Raw genomic sequence first — 19,329 nt, forward strand, 5'->3', positions numbered from 1 at the left:
TTTTTATTTTGTATAGTTTATTCTCCTGTAGCAAAAAGTAACGCGAAGGGGTGAATATAAATGAGTAAAAAAGTGAAAAAAGATCATTCAAGATCGGGCCTAGGTTCTCCAGAAGTAGAAGGACAAGGAACGACAACACATGAAACAGGTTCTCATAAAGTACCTTCATCAAATAAGAAGCAGAAACGAAGCTAACATAAAAAAGGAGAGTCTTGGCGACTCTCCTTTTTTATATATTACATTTTCTTATCGTTAATTTCTTTTGTAATGTTATCTACATCCTTGTCTAATCGATCGAAATAGAAAAACCACAGTAAGCTCATGAACACGTAATAGATGGCCATCACACCAAGATTATCAGATATATTTTCAAATGTAGATTTAGTAGTGAAAAAAGCTCCCCAAATGGTAGAAATAGTGAGGTAAGAAAGTGGACCTACGATGTGTACGAAAGCATATAGTACCTTTTTAACTTTTACAGCGTTCATATGAAAAACCTCCTTTTTCTAATCATACATTCAAGCTCCTCGCAGAAGTGTTGTAGTTTTGCGGGATTATGTATTAACGAGCGGGCATCGTGTTTCCCGATAAAGTGAAACTTTAATCAGTGGGGGGGTCATCCCCCACTGATTATTAGTTGAACCAATCGGACTTTTATGGGCAGTTGATCCCCCACCCAACTTCTTTGCTTTCGCTGAATTTTGAGGTGGGGGTCTTACTGCCCGTTAAAGTGGGATAAATCTTCGGATCCGAAAGTTTAATAAGAAAGATCGACCATAGCGCTCTATTAAATCGTTAAACTCTCGTTGCTCACTGAGTAGCTGAATGTTTTCTCTAATTTCAAACTGTCTTTCGTGTGGATTACCTAGTAAAATATTTAGGATCATTTGTAGAAGTAGCAATGGGAATCTCCTCCTATGTTAGAATAATCTGTATATTATAATTATAACAAAACTATAAGGACAATAGTAGGGTGAAACAAAAAACAGGAGTTTGTAGGCTCCTGTTTTTGTCGATACTATTTTAATAAGCGAAACGCCTTCTCTGTATTAGCAAAATGCAGTTTCACAAACTCAGGTAATCGCTCTTTACCAAGCTTTTGAATTAATTTAGCAGCGGCGATATCAACTTGTTTACCAGCACCCTTTGGAAGCGGCATACCAGCTTTTTTACTTAGTTCGTCAAACTGTTTTACGAATGAGTAACGAGCTAAAATGGAAGCAGCGGCTACTGCTAAATGGACGCTTTCGCCTTTCGTCGCAAAATAAACATTTTCACGCTGTACCTGTTTTTGTTTTGCTAAATATTTGTAGTATGTATCAGGTTGTGTAAATTGGTCGATTAAGACGCCTTCAGGTTTTGTAGGTGCAATTTTAGCTAATAAGTTTGTAATAGCTTTATTGTGTAGTAAAGCTTTTAACTTACCTTGGTTGTTTCCTTTATCAAATAGCTCGTTATATTTTTCGTTATGAAGGACGAGAGAGCTGTAAGGGACAACGTGAAGAAGTTGTTTCGCAATGGCAGTAATTTGTTCGTCATTTAAGTTTTTAGAGTCTTTTACACCAAGCTCTTTTAGTAGTGGGATTTGCTTCGCATCCACATATACAGCAACTACTGTCATCGGTCCGAAGAAATCACCAGTACCCACTTCATCTGACCCTACGATTGACATTGTACCGATAGAAGCAGGCGGTGCATAACGGTGTGAATCGACAGATTTTTTTACAGCTGTTTTTGGAGTTTGGGAGACAGTTTGCCAACGGGCAGCTTCTGCTTCAGCACGTCCACCTTGGAACATTACTTTTCCGGATTTATACGCTGTAATGGTGCACGATGGCACTTTTGCCATGAAGATTCCGCCTTGCGGAGTTTTCGGGCTAAGCGAATGTTTATATTGTTGTTTCATGTCTTCAATTACTGTAGAACTTGTTTGAATTACGATAGAATTTGACATAATGGTCGCCCCTTTTTTTATATTGTTATTTTTATCATATCGGATTGTTCTTTCTGTTTCCATATTATGAAGGTTCATGGTATGATAAACTTTAGGATTCTGTACGTGATTGGAGGCCGGTGAGTTGTCACAACAAAAGGGAAAGAAAAGTCGAATTAATGTAGAAATCTATGGTCAGCAATATTCAGTTGTTGGCGATGAAAGTACAAGTCATATCCGCATGGTAGCAGCGATTGTGGATGATAAAATGCGCGAACTCAATGCCAAGAATCCTTCGCTTGACACGAGTAGACTAGCGGTATTGACGGCGGTAAACGTCATACACGATTACATAAAATTAAAAGAAGAACATGAGAAATTGAAAGAAAGTATGACAAAAAAAGGAATGGAATAACATGATTGATATTATTATCATTTTACTGCTTGTTATGGGATTTTTCCTCGGCTTACGCAGAGGGTTCATCTTGCAACTTGTAAAGTTAACAAGCTTTATTATCGCATACCTTGTTGCATACTGGTACTGTAAAGATTTAGCGCCAGCACTTGCGAAATTTATTCCGTATCCATTTGATAAAAACGTATCTGTTCCAGAATGGATTGATGCAAATAATATTGAGACAGTATTTTATCAAGCGCTTGCGTTTATCATATTGTTTATTATCACAAAAATTGCACTTTCATTACTTGGTAATTTGTTAAATATGTTTGCAGAAATACCGGTTTTAAAGCAAGTAAATGCGTTTGCGGGGGCAATCCTCGGATTTTTAGAAGTATATATTATTTTGTTTGTCTTAATTATCATTGGGAACATTCTTCCGATTGAACAATTACAAACACCATTACAACAATCATCAATTAGCAAAATAATTGTAGACGATACACCGATTCTCTCTGAAAAGGTGAAGGAACTATGGCAGACAGGTAGCAGAGTATAACTTCTCTTTTTTCGGAAAGAGAAGTTTTTTTCTATGAAAGAAAGGCGGGACAATGATGAAAGTAAATAAAAAACAAGTGATTAAATTATTAGAGACAATCGGGCTTTTTATGGAACTAAAGGGCGCGAATCCATTTAAAATATCGGCGTTTCGTAAAGCGGCAGCAGCATTAGAAAGTGATGATCGTAGTCTTTCTGAGATTGAAGATTTCACGAAGATTCCTGGCATTGGAAAAGGAACAGCAGCAGTTATTCAAGAATATATAGAGTCGGGAACATCTGAAGTATTACAAGAGCTTGAAAAAGAAGTGCCAAGTAGCTTATTACCGTTATTAAAATTACCAGGCCTTGGTGGTAAAAAGGTAGCTAAGTTATATAAAGAACTTGGTGTTGTTGATATGGAATCGCTAAAAGCGGTTTGTGAGGAAAATAAAGTACAAGCTTTAGCTGGTTTCGGTAAGAAGACAGAAGAGAAAATATTAGAAGCAATCGATCAAGTAGGATCTCGTCCGGAGCGTTTACCAATCGCGATGGTATTGCCTATTGCCGGGGAAATAGAGGAGAAATTGTCGAATATTGCTGAGGTAATTCGTTTCTCGCGCGCTGGTAGTTTGCGCCGCGTTCGTGAAACAGTGAAAGATTTAGACTTTATTATTGCAACGACAGAACCAGCTGCAGTACGTGAGCATTTACTACAATTCGATAATATGATTGAAGTAATTGCGAGCGGGGATACGAAAGTTTCTGTTCGTCTTCAATATGAATATGATATTTCGATTGATTTCCGCTTAGTAAAACCAGAAGAGTTTATTACAACTCTTCACCATTTCACAGGATCAAAAGACCATAACGTAAAAATGCGTCAAATCGCAAAAGATAAAGGCGAGAAAATTAGTGAATATGGCGTGGAGAACTTGGAAACAGGTGAAGTGAAAACATTTGAGACGGAAGAAGAATTCTTTGCTCATTTCGGTCTTCCATTTATCCCGCCAGAAGTGCGTGAAGATGGAAAAGAAATTGAATTAATTAAAGAGTATCCAAACTTAATTCAGTTCTCTGACATACAAGGTGATTTACATATGCATACAACATGGAGTGACGGTGCTTTTTCTATTGAAGAGATGGTACAAGCATGCCGTGCTCGTGGATATAAATTTATGGCAATTACGGATCACTCACAATACTTGAAAGTAGCGAACGGTTTAACGAAAGAGCGCCTTCGTGAACAAGCGAAAGAAATTGAACGTATGAACGAAAAGTATCCAGACATTACAATTTTACGCGGAATTGAAATGGACATTTTACCGGATGCTTCGCTTGATTTTGATGATGAAGTATTAGCAGAATTAGATTATGTCATTGGAGCAATTCACTCGAGCTTCTCACAAGACCGTGAAACGATTATGAAACGTCTTCGTGCGGCGCTAGAGAATAAGCATGTCACAATGATTGCTCATCCGACAGGACGTCTTCTTGGACGCCGTGAAGGTTATGATGTAGATACAGACTTATTAATCGAACTCGCAAAAGAAACAAATACAGTTTTAGAATTAAATGCAAATCCAAACCGTCTAGATTTAAGCGCGAAATTATTAAAACAAGCACAAGATGCTGGTGTAAAAGTAGCGATTAATACGGATGCTCATACACTTGAAATGTTAGAAGATATGGAAACAGGTGTAGCGGCAGCGCGTAAAGGTTGGATTCAAAAAGATAACGTGATTAACACGTGGGATATTGAACGTTTATTAGACTATATTAAACGTAATAAGTAACACAAGGGGGACCTGCAACATGTTAGAAAGAACGTTGCGTGTATTAGAATACAATAAAGTAAAAGAACAATTACTTGAACATACAGCATCTTCACTTGGTCGTGACAAAGTGAAGCATTTAGTGCCGAGCACTGATTTTGAAGAAATTGTAGAAATGCAAGATACAACGGATGAAGCAGCGAAAGTCATTCGTTTAAAAGGTAGTGCACCATTAGGTGGTATTACGGATATTCGCTCCAATGTGAAGCGTGCAAAGATTGGAAGTATGTTAAGTCCAAATGAACTACTTGATATTGCGAATACGATGTATGGTAGTCGCAATATGAAACGTTTTATTGAAGATATGGTTGATAATGGTGTCGAGCTTCCCATTTTAGAAACGCATGTTGCTCAAATTGTATCTTTATATGATTTAGAAAAGAAAATTACAAATTGTATCGGTGATGGCGGGGAAGTAGTCGATAGCGCAAGTGATAAACTGCGCGGTATTCGTACTCAAATTCGTACTGCGGAAAGCCGTATTCGTGAAAAGTTAGAAAATATGACGCGTTCTTCAAACGCGCAAAAGATGCTGTCTGACTCGATTGTAACGATTCGTAACGAACGTTACGTAATCCCAGTAAAACAAGAATACCGCGGCGTATATGGCGGTATTGTTCACGATCAATCGGCTTCTGGACAAACGTTATTTATTGAACCGCAAGTCATTGTAGAATTAAATAACGCGCTTCAAGAAGCACGTGTGAAAGAAAAACAAGAAATCGAACGCATCTTATTAATGTTAACAGAAGAAGTGGCAGTAGAAGCGGATATCGTTTTATCAAACGTAGAAGTAGTTGCAAATCTTGACTTCATCTTTGCGAAAGCTTTTTATGCGAAGCGTATTAAAGCAACGAAGCCAATCGTAAATAACGAGCGTTATATGGATTTAAGACAGGCACGTCATCCGCTTATTGATCCAGAAGTTATCGTGCCAAATAACATTATGTTAGGGAAAGATTTCACGACAATTGTTATTACGGGACCGAATACAGGTGGTAAAACAGTTACGCTGAAAACAGTTGGTATTTGTGTATTAATGGCGCAATCAGGTCTTCACATTCCAGTAATGGATGAGTCAGAGATTTGTGTATTCAAAAATATCTTTGCTGATATCGGTGATGAGCAATCGATTGAACAAAGTTTAAGTACGTTCTCCTCACATATGGTGAACATTGTTGATATTTTAGAAAAAGCTGATTTTGAAAGCTTAGTTTTATTCGATGAGTTAGGTGCTGGAACAGACCCGCAAGAAGGGGCTGCACTAGCCATTTCCATTTTAGATGAGGTATGTAATCGTGGTGCTCGCGTTGTTGCTACGACGCATTATCCAGAATTAAAAGCATACGGATATAACCGTGAGCAAGTTATTAATGCGAGCGTTGAGTTTGATGTAAACACGTTAAGCCCAACGTATAAATTATTAATCGGTGTACCAGGACGTAGTAATGCCTTTGAAATTTCGAAACGTCTTGGATTATCTGATCGCGTCATTGAACAAGCGCGTAACCACATTAGTACAGATACAAACAAAATTGAAAATATGATTGCGAAGCTAGAAGAAAGTCAAAAGAATGCAGAGCGTGACTGGAACGAAGCAGAAGCGCTTCGCAAGCAATCGGAAAAACTGCATCGCGAATTACAACGTCAAATTATTGAATTTAACGAAGAACGTGATGAACGATTATTAAAAGCGCAAAAAGAAGGGGAAGAAAAAGTCGAAGCTGCAAAGAAAGAAGCAGAAGGCATTATTCAAGAACTTCGTCAATTGCGCAAAGCACAGCTTGCAAACGTGAAAGATCACGAGCTAATTGAAGCGAAGAGCCGTCTAGAAGGCGCAGCGCCAGAGCTTGTAAAGAAACAAAAGGTAAACGTGAAAAACACTGCGCCGAAACAACAGTTGCGCGCAGGTGATGAAGTAAAAGTATTAACGTTCGGTCAAAAAGGTCAATTACTTGAAAAAGTAAGCGATACAGAGTGGAGCGTACAAATCGGTATTCTGAAGATGAAAGTAAAAGAATCCGATATGGAATACATTAACACACCGAAGCAAACAGAGAAAAAAGCAGTTGCAACAGTAAAAGGTAGAGACTATCACGTTTCTTTAGAACTTGACCTTCGTGGAGAACGATTTGAAAATGCAATGGCGCGCGTCGAGAAATATTTAGACGATGCCCAGCTTGCAAGCTATCCTCGCGTATCAATCATTCACGGTAAAGGAACAGGAGCACTTCGCCAAGGTGTACAAGATTACTTGAAGAAGCATCGCGGTGTGAAAACATTCCGTTACGGTGATATGGGCGAGGGAGGCCTAGGCGTAACAGTTGTCGAATTAAAATAGAAAACAACGAAACAAAGGGGAAACCATTATATGTTTATGGACAAACTTGCAAAAGTATTGTTAGCTTGTTGCGGAATATTTTTGGTGATTGGGGTTATTTATTTAGTTGTTTTTGCGAAGTAAACGAGCGTCAATCGTGGCATAATGATATTGCCATAGATTGACGCTTTTAATATATATGAAAAGGAATAAGCTATGAAAATCAACCAATACATAAGCGAAGCAAAATCTTGCTCAAGACGCGAAACAGATTGCCTCATTAAAGCTGGACGCGTGGCGATTAACGGTGAAATATGTACGCACGGTGCACTCGTGGGCGATGGTGATGTTGTAACGATTGATGGGCAGGTTATTGCAAAAGAAGAGAAAGAAAAGGTGTATATCGCCTTTCATAAGCCAGTTGGTATTACTTGTACAGCAGCTGATCATATTGAGGATAATATTATTGATTATATTAATTACCCTGAGCGTATCTTTCCTGTTGGACGATTAGATAAAGCGTCAGAAGGCCTTATTTTATTAACGAATGACGGTGCGATTGCAAATCAAATTTTACACGGTGATCATGAGCATGAGAAAGAATATGTTGTCACAGTCGATAAACCTTTTACAGATTGGTTTATTGATGAGATGTCCAGCGGTGTAAAGATTAAAGATGGGATGACGAAGCCGTGTAAAGTGACGAGGGTTGATCAGTCTACATTTCGAATCGTTTTAACGCAAGGAATGAACAGACAGATTCGTAGAATGAGTCGAGCTTTCGGGTTTACTGTAACAAAGTTAAAGAGAGAACGCATTATGAATATAGAGCTAGACGATCTTGAAGTAGGAAAATGGCGAAACATTACAGATGGGGAATTAGAAATATTAATAGGGCAGCTATAGGGAGGAAAAATTTTCTCCCTATATTTTTTTGTCAGAAAAAATAAAACTATTGATTTTTTAAAAAATAGCCCATATAATAAAAAACAACAAGTTTCGACAAGATATTTTATAAAAGTAATGATGAGGACATGAGTTGTTTTTTACGATTCTCAGAGAGGGAAGCCTTAGGCTGTGAGCTTCCTAATACGAAAAGACAGACTTACCACCTCTAAACTTCAAGAGTGAACTGCATGATGCATTGTAATTCTTGGCGGATAAAACCGTTATCAATTTACACGAGCTATAAAATGAGCTTATTTCGTTATAAATTCATTTTATTAGAATAAGGGTGGAACCACGATTTCAACACTCGTCCCTTTGTTAGGGACGGGTGTTTTTTGCGTTCTTTTACGGGGAAGTATGCTTGAAAGAGGATATGTGACGGATTTTGATTCAGAATATTTTGTTAATTTATGATTATTATGTAGGAGGTTAGTAGAAATGAAATCATCTTTAAAGTTTTCTGAGATGTTTGCAATAAGTTTAATGCTATTTGCACTATTTTTCGGTGCGGGTAATATGATTTTTCCACCAGCATTAGGACAAGGCGCTGGAACAGATGTATGGATCGCGCTATTTGGTTTTGTCGTAACAGGCGTTGGATTGCCTTTATTAGGAGTTATCGTTATAGCTTTAAAGGGAGATATTAATGAGCTAGCAGGGCGTGTACACCCTATATTCGCACTAGTTTTTATTACTGCAATTTATTTATGTTTAGGCGTATTCGTAAGTGTGCCGCGTACAGGAACTGTTGCTTATGAAATGAGTGTTGCACCGTTTTTACCAAGTGAAATAGCTGGTCAATCGTATCCACTTGTTATCTTTACATTTATTTTCTTTGCTGTCACTTTCTATTTAGCTTTAAACCCATCAAAATTAGTGGGCCGCATCGGTAAAGTATTAACTCCGATTTTATTAGCTGTTATTGCGATCATCGTAGGTAAAGCATTTATTACACCAATTGGAGAATTTGGCGCACCGACAGAAGCGTATAGTGCGCCTCTTTTCAAAGGATTTATTGACGGATATTTAACTTTAGATGGACTTGCAGCACTTGTATTCGGAAATGTTGTAATTCATGCGTTAAAAGAAAAAGGTATTACAAATAAAAATAGCATTGCAAAAGTAACAATTTTTGCAGGATTTATTGCGGCACTTGGTTTACTACTAGTTTACTTGGCGCTTGCTTATCTCGGAGCTTCTAGTGTCTCTCTTGGAATGGGAGCAAACGGAGGGATTATTTTAACAAACGTTGTAAATCATTTATTCGGTAGTTACGGAACTCTATTATTAGGAATCGCAATTACAGCAGCATGTTTAACAACTTCTGTAGGTATTGTTGCAGCTTGCGGAGAATATTTCTCTTCTTTATTACCAAAACTTTCTTATCAAAAGGTTGTTTTCATTTTCTGCGTATTAGCATTTATGGTAGCGAATCTTGGATTAACTCAGTTAAATGCATTAGCATTACCGATTTTAATTGCAATTTACCCAATTGGTATCGTGCTTATTGTATTATCACTTGTTGAAAACTATATTCGTCTTCCTTTAGTCATGTATGTAGGTGGTATTGTAGGAGCATTCATGATTAGTTTCTTTGATGGGTTACACAATGCAAATCTTGAGATTGCAGCATTAACACCAATTTTAAATAAAATTCCATTATATAGTGTAGGGATTGGTTGGTTCGTTCCTGCTCTAGTAGGTATTGTAATTGGATATATTATTTCTTTGTTTCAAAAGCAAGAAGTTGCTGTAGAAAAATAGAGAAAAGAGGCTTTCTATGAAAGAAAGCTTCTTTTTTTGTAGGGAAAGCCATATATAGAGAAATTTAGATATTTAAAATTTTATACGTAATATAGTTGACAAAAAAATTATGAGTAGGCTAAGATTGACTTAGTTGTGGAAATATTGGAAGGAAAGTGAGGAGTGAAAGGTATAAGGTTTTCTATAACAATATTATTTTTGTAGATAGAGGTGATCAAGTAGGAAGATGGATAGTTTTATTTTTTTTAATATTCATTGAGAATGATAATCAACAAAATAAATAGGGACTTATGTTAAAATACGAATCGCTCTTTATAAAGAATAGGGAGGGATATTATTTTTAACATTCATTGAGAATGATAATCAATAATATCTGTATTACATAAACAAATTACAATTAAATAAGGATAGAAGATTATTATTTTTTTCTAATATAATGAGAATAATTATCATTTTCAAAAAGTGTGGATGAAAGATAAACAAGGAGGAAGTAAGCCAAATGAGAAAGATTTCTGTATTACCCGCTTTTATTATAACGTTCGTATGTATGCTAGCTTTTCTTGTCATGCCATATGGGAAAGTTGCAGCACAACTAGCTGACGGTACTTACGATATTAACTATGTCATTCAAAAAGCGGAAAATGATTCAGCTTCAATGGCAAATGATTATTTTGAAAAACCAGCTAAGCTAGTTGTGAAAAATGGTGAGATGAGAGTGCAAATCCCGATGAATCATAGTGCTTGGATTACAGAATTTAAAGCACCTGAGAACGGGAATTTTGTTGATGCAAAAGTTGTTAGTAAAGATGAATCGGCAGATAAAAGAACAGTAGAGTTTAAAATAGATGATTTATCTAAACCAGCAGCTGCAAAAATTCATGTTGTTGTACCAAACGTAAATTATGACCATAACTACACAATTCGCTTTGCATTTGATGCAAATGTAAAAGCGGTAGGTGGAGAAAATAAAGCAACAGCTGTAACAAAGAATAACGATCAAACAAAAACAGATACAAAAGTAAAAGAAGAAGTGAAAAAAGAAGAGAGTAAAGAAGCAAATAAAGAAGCGAACAAAGGAACAAATGAAAGTGGTAAAGCTGAAAAAACAGATAACCCAAAAACAGGCGATGAAGCACGTATTGGATTATTTGCAGCGTTAATCCTTATTTCAGGAGTTTTCTTCATTCGTAAAGTACGTCAAAACTAAATAAAGGAGCGGTATTCCATTGAATAGATATTTTAAAATTGTTGTTGCGATGTTTTTAATGATATTTACATTCGTATCAACATTACAACCTCTTGCAGTTCAAGCAGCAACTCAATTAGCTGACGGTGAATATTCAATCGGTTTTAAGGTTATTAAAGATACATCGGATGAAGTATCTAAAATGAATGACTATGTTATAAGTCCAGCTACTTTAAAAGTAAAAGATGGCAAACAAAAGGTCTCATTCACTTTAAAGAATAGTGAGTGGATTACGAAGTTTACAACAGAAAAAAATGGTCAGTTTGTTGATGTAAATGTAATTGGTGAGAATAAAGAGCAGAATACTAGAGTAGTGGAATTCGATATAGTCGATGTAGCAAACCTTTTAAATGGAAAAGTAAAAGTAGATATTGATGCGATGGATTACCATCATATTTTTGACGTTCGCATTAAATTTGATTCAAGTAGTATTACACTAATTAAGGCAGAAAAGCCAAATGAAAAAGAGGATCCAGCAAATAAGCCAGATCCAAATGAAAAACCGGATCCAAGTCAGAAGCCCGACCAAAAGCCTGACCCAGATCAACAACCAAATTCTAACACAATTGCAGATGGAGAGTACAGTATTCCATTTAAAGTGTTAAAAGATAAGACAGATGAAGAATCTAGAATGAATACTTACATGGTAAATCCAGGAGTATTAAAAGTGAAAAATGGTAAGAAAAAAGCGGTTGTAACACTAACAGACAACGTATCAATTAAAAATTTCCAAACGGAAAAAGATGGTTCATTTGTTGATGCAAAAATAGTAAGTGAAGATAAAGAGAAAAATACAAGAGTAGTAGAATTCGAAGTAGACAATTTATCTAAAAAATTAAATGCAAAAATATTTATTGAAGTGGCATCAAGAAATTATAAACAAACGCATGAGGTACAGCTTTCATTTGACCAAGAAAAACTCAAGCCAATTAAGAATGAAGAAAAACAACCGGATGAAGATAAAAAGCCAGAAGCAGAAAAGCCGAATGTAGAAACAATTAAAGACGGTGAATACAGTATCAATTTCAAAGCTTTAAAAGATCAAACAGAAGAAATTTCAATGATGAACACGTATACAAAGAGTCCAGGCGTGTTAAAGGTGAAAAACGGTAAAAAATACGTATCATTCACATTAACGAATAGTGCATGGATTACAAAGTTTGAATTTGAGAAAAATGGTTCGTTTATTGATGCAAGTGTATTAAGTGAAGATAAAAAGGCTGATACACGCGTAGTGGAAGTAGAAGTAAACGACTTATCTAAAAAGTTAAATGCAAAAGTGAAAGTAGATATCGATTCAATGAATTACCATCATTTCTACAATATCCAATTTGCATTTGATAAAGATAGCATTCAGCCAGTAGAAAACCAAGGTGGAAACAACAACGAAGGTGGAAACGAAAACCAAGGTGGAAACAACAACGAAGGCGGAAACGAAAACCAAGGTGGAAACAACAACGAAGGCGGAAACGAAAACCAAGGCGGAAACAATAACCAAGGCGGAAACAACAACGAAGGCGGAAACGAAAACCAAGGTGGAAACAACAACGAAGGCGGAAACGAAAACCAAGGTGGAAACAACAACGAAGGTGGAAACAACAACGAAGGCGGAAACGAAAACCAAGGCGGAAACAATAACCAAGGCGGAAACGAAAACCAAGGTGGAAACAATAACCAAGGCAATAACACAACCATTGATCCAAAAGCTCTTAAAGATGGTGAATATAGCATTGGTTTTAAAGTTTTAAAAGATCAAACAGAAGAAATTTCAATCATGAACACATATACAAAGAGTCCAGGTGTATTAAAAGTAAAAGATGGTAAGAAGTATGTATCGTTTACATTAACGAATAGTGCGTGGATTACAAAGTTTGAGTATGAAAAAAATGGTTCTTTCGTTGACGCGAAAGCGTTAAGTGAGAACAAAGAAAAAAACACAAAGGTAGTAGAAATAGAAGTAGATGATTTATCAAAAAAATTAAATGCAAAAGTAAAAGTAGATATTGATGCGATGAATTATCACCATTTCTACGATGTTCAATTTGTGTTTGATCAAAATAGTATTAAAGTTTCAGGTAACGAAGATGGAAACAACAACGAAGGTGGAAATGAAAACCAGGGCGGAAACGATAGCCAAGGTGGAAATGAAAACCAGGGCGGAAACAATAGCCAAGGTGGAAATGACAACCAAGGTGGAAATGACAACCAAGGTGGAAACAATAACCAAGAAGGAGATAATAAGCCGAAAGTAATCGTTGATCCGAAAAATTTAGTAGATGGTCAATACGATATTCCATTTAAAGTGTTAAAAGACAAAACAAATGAACTTTCAAAGATGCATGACTATACTGTGCATCCAGCAAAATTAATCGTTAAAGATGGTAAAAAGTACATTGAGATGACGCTGAAAAATAGTGCGTGGATTACGAAATTCCAAACAGAAAACAATGGTCTATTTGCTGATGCGAAAATAGTGAGCGAAGATAAAAATGCAAATACGAGAGTAGTGCAATTTGAAGTAAGTGATTTATTTGCAAAATTAAATGCAAAAGTAAAAGTAGATATTAACGAAATGAACTACCATCATTTCTACGATGTACAAATCCAATTTGATACAAATAGTATTGGTGCGTTAGGAACGATTAAAGAGGATCCAAAAAAAGATCCGAAGAATGATCCGAAAAATCCAGTAACTACACCGAAAGTAGATAATGTAAAAACAGTAGGAACTCCTGATTTTAACCGAAATGCAGATGGTAAAAAGAAAAACGAAGCTACAAATAATGATGCGAAAAAAGAGAAAAACTCAAAAACTGCAGATACAGCACAGCTTGGTTTATACATGGTGCTACTGCTTGGGTCACTCGCTTTACTAGTTCGTAAATATAGAGCTGGTAGATTGTAATTTTGGGAGTCTTGATGCGTTTTCGGGCGCATCAAGACTTGTTTCATATTGTTTGGAAAGGAGTGGTGATTAAGAGTGAAGAAAATTGCAAGTGTACTAATGGCTATCATTTTATTAGTGAGTATAGCTGGTTGCTCCCCACAAAAAAAAGAAACAGCGAAGCCGGCAAAGAGTGAAAATAAAGAGAGGGTTGTTGCAACGACCGTCGCTGTTACTGAAATTATGGATGCGTTAGAAGTAGATTTAGTTGGTGTGCCAACGAGTACGAAAGATTTACCAAAAAGATATAAAGGTTTAGCTGAAGTCGGGAATCCGATGAGCCCTGATATGGAAAAAGTAAAGTCGTTAAAGCCGTCAGAAGTATTATCCGTGACAACACTTGAATATGAATTAAAGCCGGTGTTTGACGGTGTAGGTATGAAAGCAAATTTTGTGGACTTAACTAGTTTAAAAAATATGCAAAATTCCATTAGTAATTTAGGTAAGCAATATGGACGCGAAAAGCAGGCTGAAGCAGTTGTAACGAAGTTAGATAAAAAGGTTGCTAGCATTCAAAAAGAAGTAAAAGGAAAGAAAGAACCGACAGTGCTTATTTTATTAGGTGTACCAGGGAGCTATTTAGTAGCAACTGAGCATTCCTATATTGGAGATTTGGTGAAACAATTAGGTGGTAAAAACATTGTACAAGGTGAGAAAGTAGAGTATTTAGCCTCTAATACAGAGTATTTAAAGAAAGCTGATCCAGATATTATTTTACGAGCAGCACATGGTATGCCTGATGAAGTTGTAAAAATGTTTGATAAAGAATTTAAAACAAATGATATTTGGAAACACTTCGCTGCAGTTAAGAATAACCGTGTTTACGATTTAGAAGAGCGTTTATTTGGAACGACGGGAAATTTAGAGGCAATGGAAGCGTTAGATGAATTGAAGAAAATGATGTATCCGTGATGCATTTTAATATAAAGGAAGAGTGGAATGAATAAAAAAACTTGGAGTTTCTTCATTGTTACTGTATTGCTTATTGTTATGACATCATTGTCAGCAATGAAAGGGAGTTTAGAAATAGGGATAGTAGACCTTGTACAAGGGATATTTACAGGGGCTAATGAAGATGTGGAAGTGATTAAAGATTTACGTTTCCCGCGTATTATTATTGCGCTGTTCACTGGGGCGGCTCTTGCAGTTTCAGGTGTGCTTTTTCAAGCTGTTATGAAAAATCCACTCGCTGATGCTGGAGTGATCGGTATATCTTCAGGAGCAAGTTTTATGACACTTGTTATTATTACGTTATTCCCGCAATTCTTTTTCTGGACACCAGTATTTGCCTTTTTAGGTGGTGCGTTTGCATGTTATCTCGTTTATGCCTTTTCATGGAAGTCAGGGTTAAGTCCACTTCGCATTATTTTAGTTGGTATAGCTATTAATGCGATGTTCACTGGATTAAATGAATCGTTCATTACGATTTGTGGATATTTCATAAAGAGTATTAAGCAAACGACGACTTCTAATATAACGATGAAGACGTGGGGTGATGTAGAAATAATGGTTACGTATGGAACAATTGGTCTTATTCTTGCTCTGTTTGTAGGAGCTTGGTGTAACTTATTATCACTACAAGATAAGACTGCGAAAAACTTAGGCTTGCACGTGACGAGAGTTCGTCTTATTATCTCTGCTATTGCAGTACTTTTAGCGGCAGTATCAACAGCGATTGCAGGTGTTATTGCTTTTGTAGGATTACTTGTTCCGCACATTTCGAGACAACTAGTTGGTTCAGACCATAAAGTGTTGATTCCATTTTCTGCACTTGCAGGAGCGTTATTAATTTTGACGGCGGATACGATTGGAAGGTTAATTGTGCCACCTAACGAAATTCCAGCGGCGACGATTATGGCAGTTATTGGTGGCCCATTCTTAATATTCTTGCTTAGAAAGAGTGATAAAGTTCATGGAAATTAAAAATGTAACCTTTTCATACGATAATGTAACAAATCGTTTAAAGTCTGTTAGTAGTGAAATAGAAATTGGGAAAATTACAACAATCATTGGTCCGAATGGTTGCGGGAAATCAACATTACTTGGTGTTATGTCTAGAAATCATGCTCCTAATAGTGGGGAAGTAATACTTGATGGAAAGGCGATTAGTGAGTATAAACCGAAAGAGTTTGCTAGAAAATTAGCTGTTGTCCATCAACAAAATGAGGCGCCAGCAGATATTACAGTGGAAAAACTAATAAGCTTTGGGCGTATGCCATATAAAAATGTTTTTTCTTCGCAAACTGATGAAGATAGAGAAGCAATTGAGCGTGCACTAACATGTACGAATTTGCAAAGTAAGCGTGAAAAGCCAATTCATGCTTTATCGGGCGGAGAGAGACAGCGAGTTTGGATTGCGATGACATTAGCTCAAAGTACACCAATGCTTTTCTTAGATGAACCGACAACATATTTAGATATTTATTATCAGCTAGAAATATTAGAGTTAGTGAAAGAATTAAATGAAGTGTATGGATTAACGATTGTGATGGTACTACATGATATTAATCAAGCCATTCGTTATAGTAATCATATTATCGTTATGAAAGATGGGGAAATTGTTACGAAAGGTAATCCTAATGAGGTAATAACAGAAGAAATGGTTAAAGCAATATATGGTGTAGATGTCGTTGTGAAACAAGACGAAGATACAGGGTTATACATGGTACCAATGGGAATTTAAAGGATGGGCATAATCCGTTTTGAGGTGATAATTTGAATAGTAAGAAAGAACGGAAAAAGAATTCTTTTTTTCAACGAATACTTACAATTGTATTTTTAGGAATCTTTTTCTATTCAATGTATGAATTGGGTGGGATTTTCATGGATTATTATGAAAATCGTAAAGTAATGGCTGAAGCGCAACATATTTATAAGAGAAGTCCAATGGAAGAAAAATCAGAAGATGGGGAAGTACGTAAACAGTTTCAAGCTCTCCAAAAAATTAATCCAGAAATAGTGGGATGGATTACGATGGATGATACACAAATCAATTATCCAATCGTTCAAGCGAAGGATAATGATTACTATTTATTTCGTAATTATAAAGGCGAGGATATGAGAGCGGGAAGTATTTTTATGGATTATCGTAATGATGTGAAATCTCAAAACCGAAATACTATTTTATATGGTCATCGTATGAAGGACGGTTCTATGTTTGGAAGTTTAAAAAAGATGTTGGATGAAGATTTCTTCATGTCCCATCGTAAATTGTATTACGATACATTATTTGAAGGATACGACGTTGAAGTTTTTTCAGTATATACGACAACGACGGACTTTTATTACATTGAAACGGATTTTGAAAGCGATGCAGCGTATACAGCGTTCTTAAAGCAAATTCAAGATAAATCCCTTTACAAAACGGATACGAAATTGACGGCTAATGATGAAATTATAACACTTTCTACATGTGACTATGCACTTGATCCAGAAGCAGGAAGATTAGTCGTACATGCGAAACTAGTAAAAAGACAGTAAATAAAAAAGTATAGAATATGAGAAGTGGTAACGCTTCTCATATTCTATACTTTTAAAAAAACAGTTTTTACTGTGCTGCAGCCATTGGCATACGTACAACTTTCACATCATAGTAAGAGATTTTATTATCGAGAATATAATCTGGCATTCCGCCTTGATGTGAGTGAGCTGCTTTAAATGCTGGGCTCTTTGTCCAACCTTGGAAATCTTCTTTTGCATTCCAGCGCGTGCTAATTGTTACCTCATCATAATCAACTGTATTTTGCGTTAGAAGAACTTCTAATCCTAAAAATCCTGGCATTGTTTCGACTTGACCTACTTTATTAAAACGATCAATTAATTTATGTCCATTTCCCTTGGTGATTTTAGCTGTATTTGTAACAATAATCATGTTTATTCCTCCTATAAGTTGTAGCCTTTATTTTCGAGAACTCATATACATTAAATGATAATGAAAATCATTATCATTGTCAATGGTAAATATGAAATATATAAGTATTTTTTCTATTATGTTGGACAGTAAGATTTCCATTTCAAAATGTAGTAAATAGGTGGCGGTTAAGCGAGAGAATGAGTGAGTTGTACTAGCAAAGCAATAATATGGTATAGTGAAACGAGGCTGTTTTTTCAGTCTCGTTTTTCAAATGCTTCCTATAGAGAAAGCATGCAAATGGAAAGGAAGTTATTATATGCGATCAGAAGTAACTGTAAAAATAAAACCGAAATTTATAAAAGAAATTAAAAGTGGATATCCGCTTATTTTAAAAGATGCGATTCAAAATTTAAATGATGTTCAGGAAGAAGGAACAATCATTAAAGTGGTAGATGAGAAAAACCACTTTGTCGGAAAAGGTTATTATGGAAAACAAAATAAAGGATACGGCTGGATTTTAACGAGAAAAGAGAGTGAACAAATTAATCAATCTTTCTTTGAAAGTAAAATTAAATCTGCCTTACATAAACGAAAACAATTTTACAAATCAAGTGATACGACAGCATTCCGCGCCCTAAACGGTGAAGGTGATGGGCTTGGAGGCTTAATCATCGATTATTATGATGGTTATTATGTAGTTAGTTGGTATAGCGAAGGGATTTATACTTTCAGGGATGAGATTATAGCAGCTCTTCAAAAAGTAGCAAATTTTAAAGGTATTTATGAGAAGAAGCGTTTTGATACGAAAGGGAAATACATTGAAGGCGATGATTTCGTAGCAGGAGAGCGCGGTGAGTTCCCGCTTATCGTAAAAGAGAATGGTGTGAACTTTGCTGTTTATTTAAATGACGGAGCGATGGTTGGGGTATTTTTAGATCAGCGTAACGTACGAAAACAAATTCGTGATAAGTATGCGAAGGGAAGAACAGTGTTAAATATGTTCTCTTATACAGGTGCCTTTTCTGTATTTGCAGCGCTTGGTGGAGCGAGCAAAACGACGAGTGTCGACCTTGCAAATCGTAGTTTAAGTAAAACGATTGAGCAGTTTAGTGTAAATGAAGTTGATTATGAAGCGCAAGATATCATTGTAGAAGATGTATTTCTTTACTTCAAATATGCAGCGAAGAAAAAAATGAAATTTGATATGGTCGTACTTGACCCTCCAAGCTTTGCGCGTTCAAAAAAATATACATTTAGTGCAGCGAAAGATTATAAAAACTTATTAAAAGAAACAATTGCCATTACAGAAAATAACGGGATTATCGTTGCTTCAACAAATTGTAGCGCATTCGATATGAAAAAGTTTAAAGGCTTTATCGATACAGCATTTAAAGAAATGAATGGCAAATATAAAATATTAGAAGAACATTCTTTACCAGAAGATTTCCGTACAATCGATCAATTTAAAGAAGGAGACTATTTAAAAGTAGTTTTCATTGAGAAAATTAAAGGGTAATAAAGAAAAAGGAGCTCGAGTTTAGTTGAGCTCCTT

At 36.0% G+C, this 19,329-nt stretch carries 18 protein-coding genes and 1 other annotated feature; of the genes, 14 read left to right on the forward strand and 4 right to left on the reverse strand.

Features of this window, described 5'->3' with window-relative positions; all coding sequences use genetic code 11:
• The first annotated feature begins 60 nt into the window (after positions 1-60).
• Positions 61-195, forward strand: a complete 135-nt coding sequence (locus LMD38_RS04130; protein ID WP_000039588.1) for a YuzL family protein — start codon at positions 61-63, stop codon at positions 193-195.
• Between the two features lie 41 nt (positions 196-236).
• Here the strand turns inward: LMD38_RS04130 and LMD38_RS04135 are convergent, their stop codons facing one another.
• The 3 genes from LMD38_RS04135 to rnhC all read right to left on the reverse strand — a co-directional run bounded on the left by LMD38_RS04135 (position 237) and on the right by rnhC (position 1,954).
• Positions 237-488 carry a hypothetical protein gene (locus LMD38_RS04135; RefSeq protein WP_062821913.1) on the reverse strand — a complete coding sequence of 84 codons (252 nt, stop codon included), beginning with the start codon at positions 486-488 and terminating at the stop codon, positions 237-239.
• Positions 489-725: 237 nt separating this feature from the next.
• A complete protein-coding gene (locus LMD38_RS04140; protein ID WP_175574664.1) occupies positions 726-902 on the reverse strand; it encodes a hypothetical protein in 177 nt (58 codons plus the stop codon).
• A 116-nt stretch (positions 903-1,018) separates the two neighbouring features.
• A complete protein-coding gene (gene rnhC / locus LMD38_RS04145) occupies positions 1,019-1,954 on the reverse strand; it encodes a ribonuclease HIII (RefSeq protein WP_000071611.1) in 936 nt (311 codons plus the stop codon).
• A 124-nt stretch (positions 1,955-2,078) separates the two neighbouring features.
• Between rnhC and zapA the strand changes: the two genes are divergently transcribed.
• From zapA to srtB, 12 genes are all read left to right on the forward strand, one after another.
• Positions 2,079-2,348 carry a cell division protein ZapA gene (gene zapA / locus LMD38_RS04150; protein WP_000082701.1) on the forward strand — a complete coding sequence of 90 codons (270 nt, stop codon included), beginning with the start codon at positions 2,079-2,081 and terminating at the stop codon, positions 2,346-2,348.
• Between the two features lies 1 nt (position 2,349).
• A complete protein-coding gene (locus LMD38_RS04155; protein ID WP_000565408.1) occupies positions 2,350-2,889 on the forward strand; it encodes a CvpA family protein in 540 nt (179 codons plus the stop codon).
• 55 nt (positions 2,890-2,944) lie between these two features.
• On the forward strand, positions 2,945-4,663 hold the full coding sequence (polX, locus tag LMD38_RS04160; protein ID WP_000867537.1) for a DNA polymerase/3'-5' exonuclease PolX: 1,719 nt from the start codon (positions 2,945-2,947) through the stop codon (positions 4,661-4,663).
• 19 nt (positions 4,664-4,682) lie between these two features.
• Positions 4,683-7,043 (forward strand): endonuclease MutS2, encoded by a 2,361-nt coding sequence (locus LMD38_RS04165; protein ID WP_000893733.1) that lies wholly within the window; start codon positions 4,683-4,685, stop codon positions 7,041-7,043.
• A gap of 195 nt (positions 7,044-7,238) precedes the next feature.
• Positions 7,239-7,928 (forward strand): 23S rRNA pseudouridine(2604) synthase RluF, encoded by a 690-nt coding sequence (locus LMD38_RS04170; protein ID WP_000700717.1) that lies wholly within the window; start codon positions 7,239-7,241, stop codon positions 7,926-7,928.
• A 108-nt stretch (positions 7,929-8,036) separates the two neighbouring features.
• Positions 8,037-8,288: a binding site (T-box leader), on the forward strand.
• Between the two features lie 120 nt (positions 8,289-8,408).
• Positions 8,409-9,734, forward strand: a complete 1,326-nt coding sequence (gene brnQ6 / locus LMD38_RS04175; protein ID WP_061183309.1) for a branched-chain amino acid transport system II carrier protein BrnQ6 — start codon at positions 8,409-8,411, stop codon at positions 9,732-9,734.
• A 499-nt stretch (positions 9,735-10,233) separates the two neighbouring features.
• Positions 10,234-10,941 carry a heme uptake protein IsdC gene (gene isdC / locus LMD38_RS04180; protein WP_062821914.1) on the forward strand — a complete coding sequence of 236 codons (708 nt, stop codon included), beginning with the start codon at positions 10,234-10,236 and terminating at the stop codon, positions 10,939-10,941.
• 19 nt (positions 10,942-10,960) lie between these two features.
• Positions 10,961-13,885: an NEAT domain-containing protein gene (locus LMD38_RS04185; RefSeq protein ID WP_228920184.1), complete on the forward strand. Its 2,925-nt coding sequence runs from the start codon at positions 10,961-10,963 to the stop codon at positions 13,883-13,885.
• A gap of 75 nt (positions 13,886-13,960) precedes the next feature.
• Positions 13,961-14,836 (forward strand): heme ABC transporter substrate-binding protein IsdE, encoded by an 876-nt coding sequence (gene isdE, locus LMD38_RS04190; protein WP_074568225.1) that lies wholly within the window; start codon positions 13,961-13,963, stop codon positions 14,834-14,836.
• Between the two features lie 27 nt (positions 14,837-14,863).
• Positions 14,864-15,847 carry a FecCD family ABC transporter permease gene (locus LMD38_RS04195; protein ID WP_001036817.1) on the forward strand — a complete coding sequence of 328 codons (984 nt, stop codon included), beginning with the start codon at positions 14,864-14,866 and terminating at the stop codon, positions 15,845-15,847.
• On the forward strand, positions 15,837-16,607 hold the full coding sequence (locus LMD38_RS04200; RefSeq protein ID WP_016718627.1) for an ABC transporter ATP-binding protein: 771 nt from the start codon (positions 15,837-15,839) through the stop codon (positions 16,605-16,607). Before LMD38_RS04195 ends, LMD38_RS04200 begins: the two co-directional genes overlap by 11 nt.
• A 32-nt stretch (positions 16,608-16,639) precedes the next feature.
• Positions 16,640-17,404 (forward strand): class B sortase, encoded by a 765-nt coding sequence (gene srtB, locus LMD38_RS04205; RefSeq protein WP_001086113.1) that lies wholly within the window; start codon positions 16,640-16,642, stop codon positions 17,402-17,404.
• A 67-nt stretch (positions 17,405-17,471) separates the two neighbouring features.
• On the opposite strand, the gene isdG is transcribed toward srtB, so the two are convergent.
• A complete protein-coding gene (gene isdG, locus LMD38_RS04210) occupies positions 17,472-17,795 on the reverse strand; it encodes a heme oxygenase (protein ID WP_000587815.1) in 324 nt (107 codons plus the stop codon).
• 298 nt (positions 17,796-18,093) lie between these two features.
• Between isdG and LMD38_RS04215 the strand changes: the two genes are divergently transcribed.
• Positions 18,094-19,293: a class I SAM-dependent rRNA methyltransferase gene (locus tag LMD38_RS04215; RefSeq protein WP_001255958.1), complete on the forward strand. Its 1,200-nt coding sequence runs from the start codon at positions 18,094-18,096 to the stop codon at positions 19,291-19,293.
• Positions 19,294-19,329 lie beyond the last annotated feature (36 nt).

This window comes from Bacillus pacificus, from assembly GCF_020861345.1.
Taxonomy (GTDB): domain Bacteria; phylum Bacillota; class Bacilli; order Bacillales; family Bacillaceae_G; genus Bacillus_A; species Bacillus_A pacificus.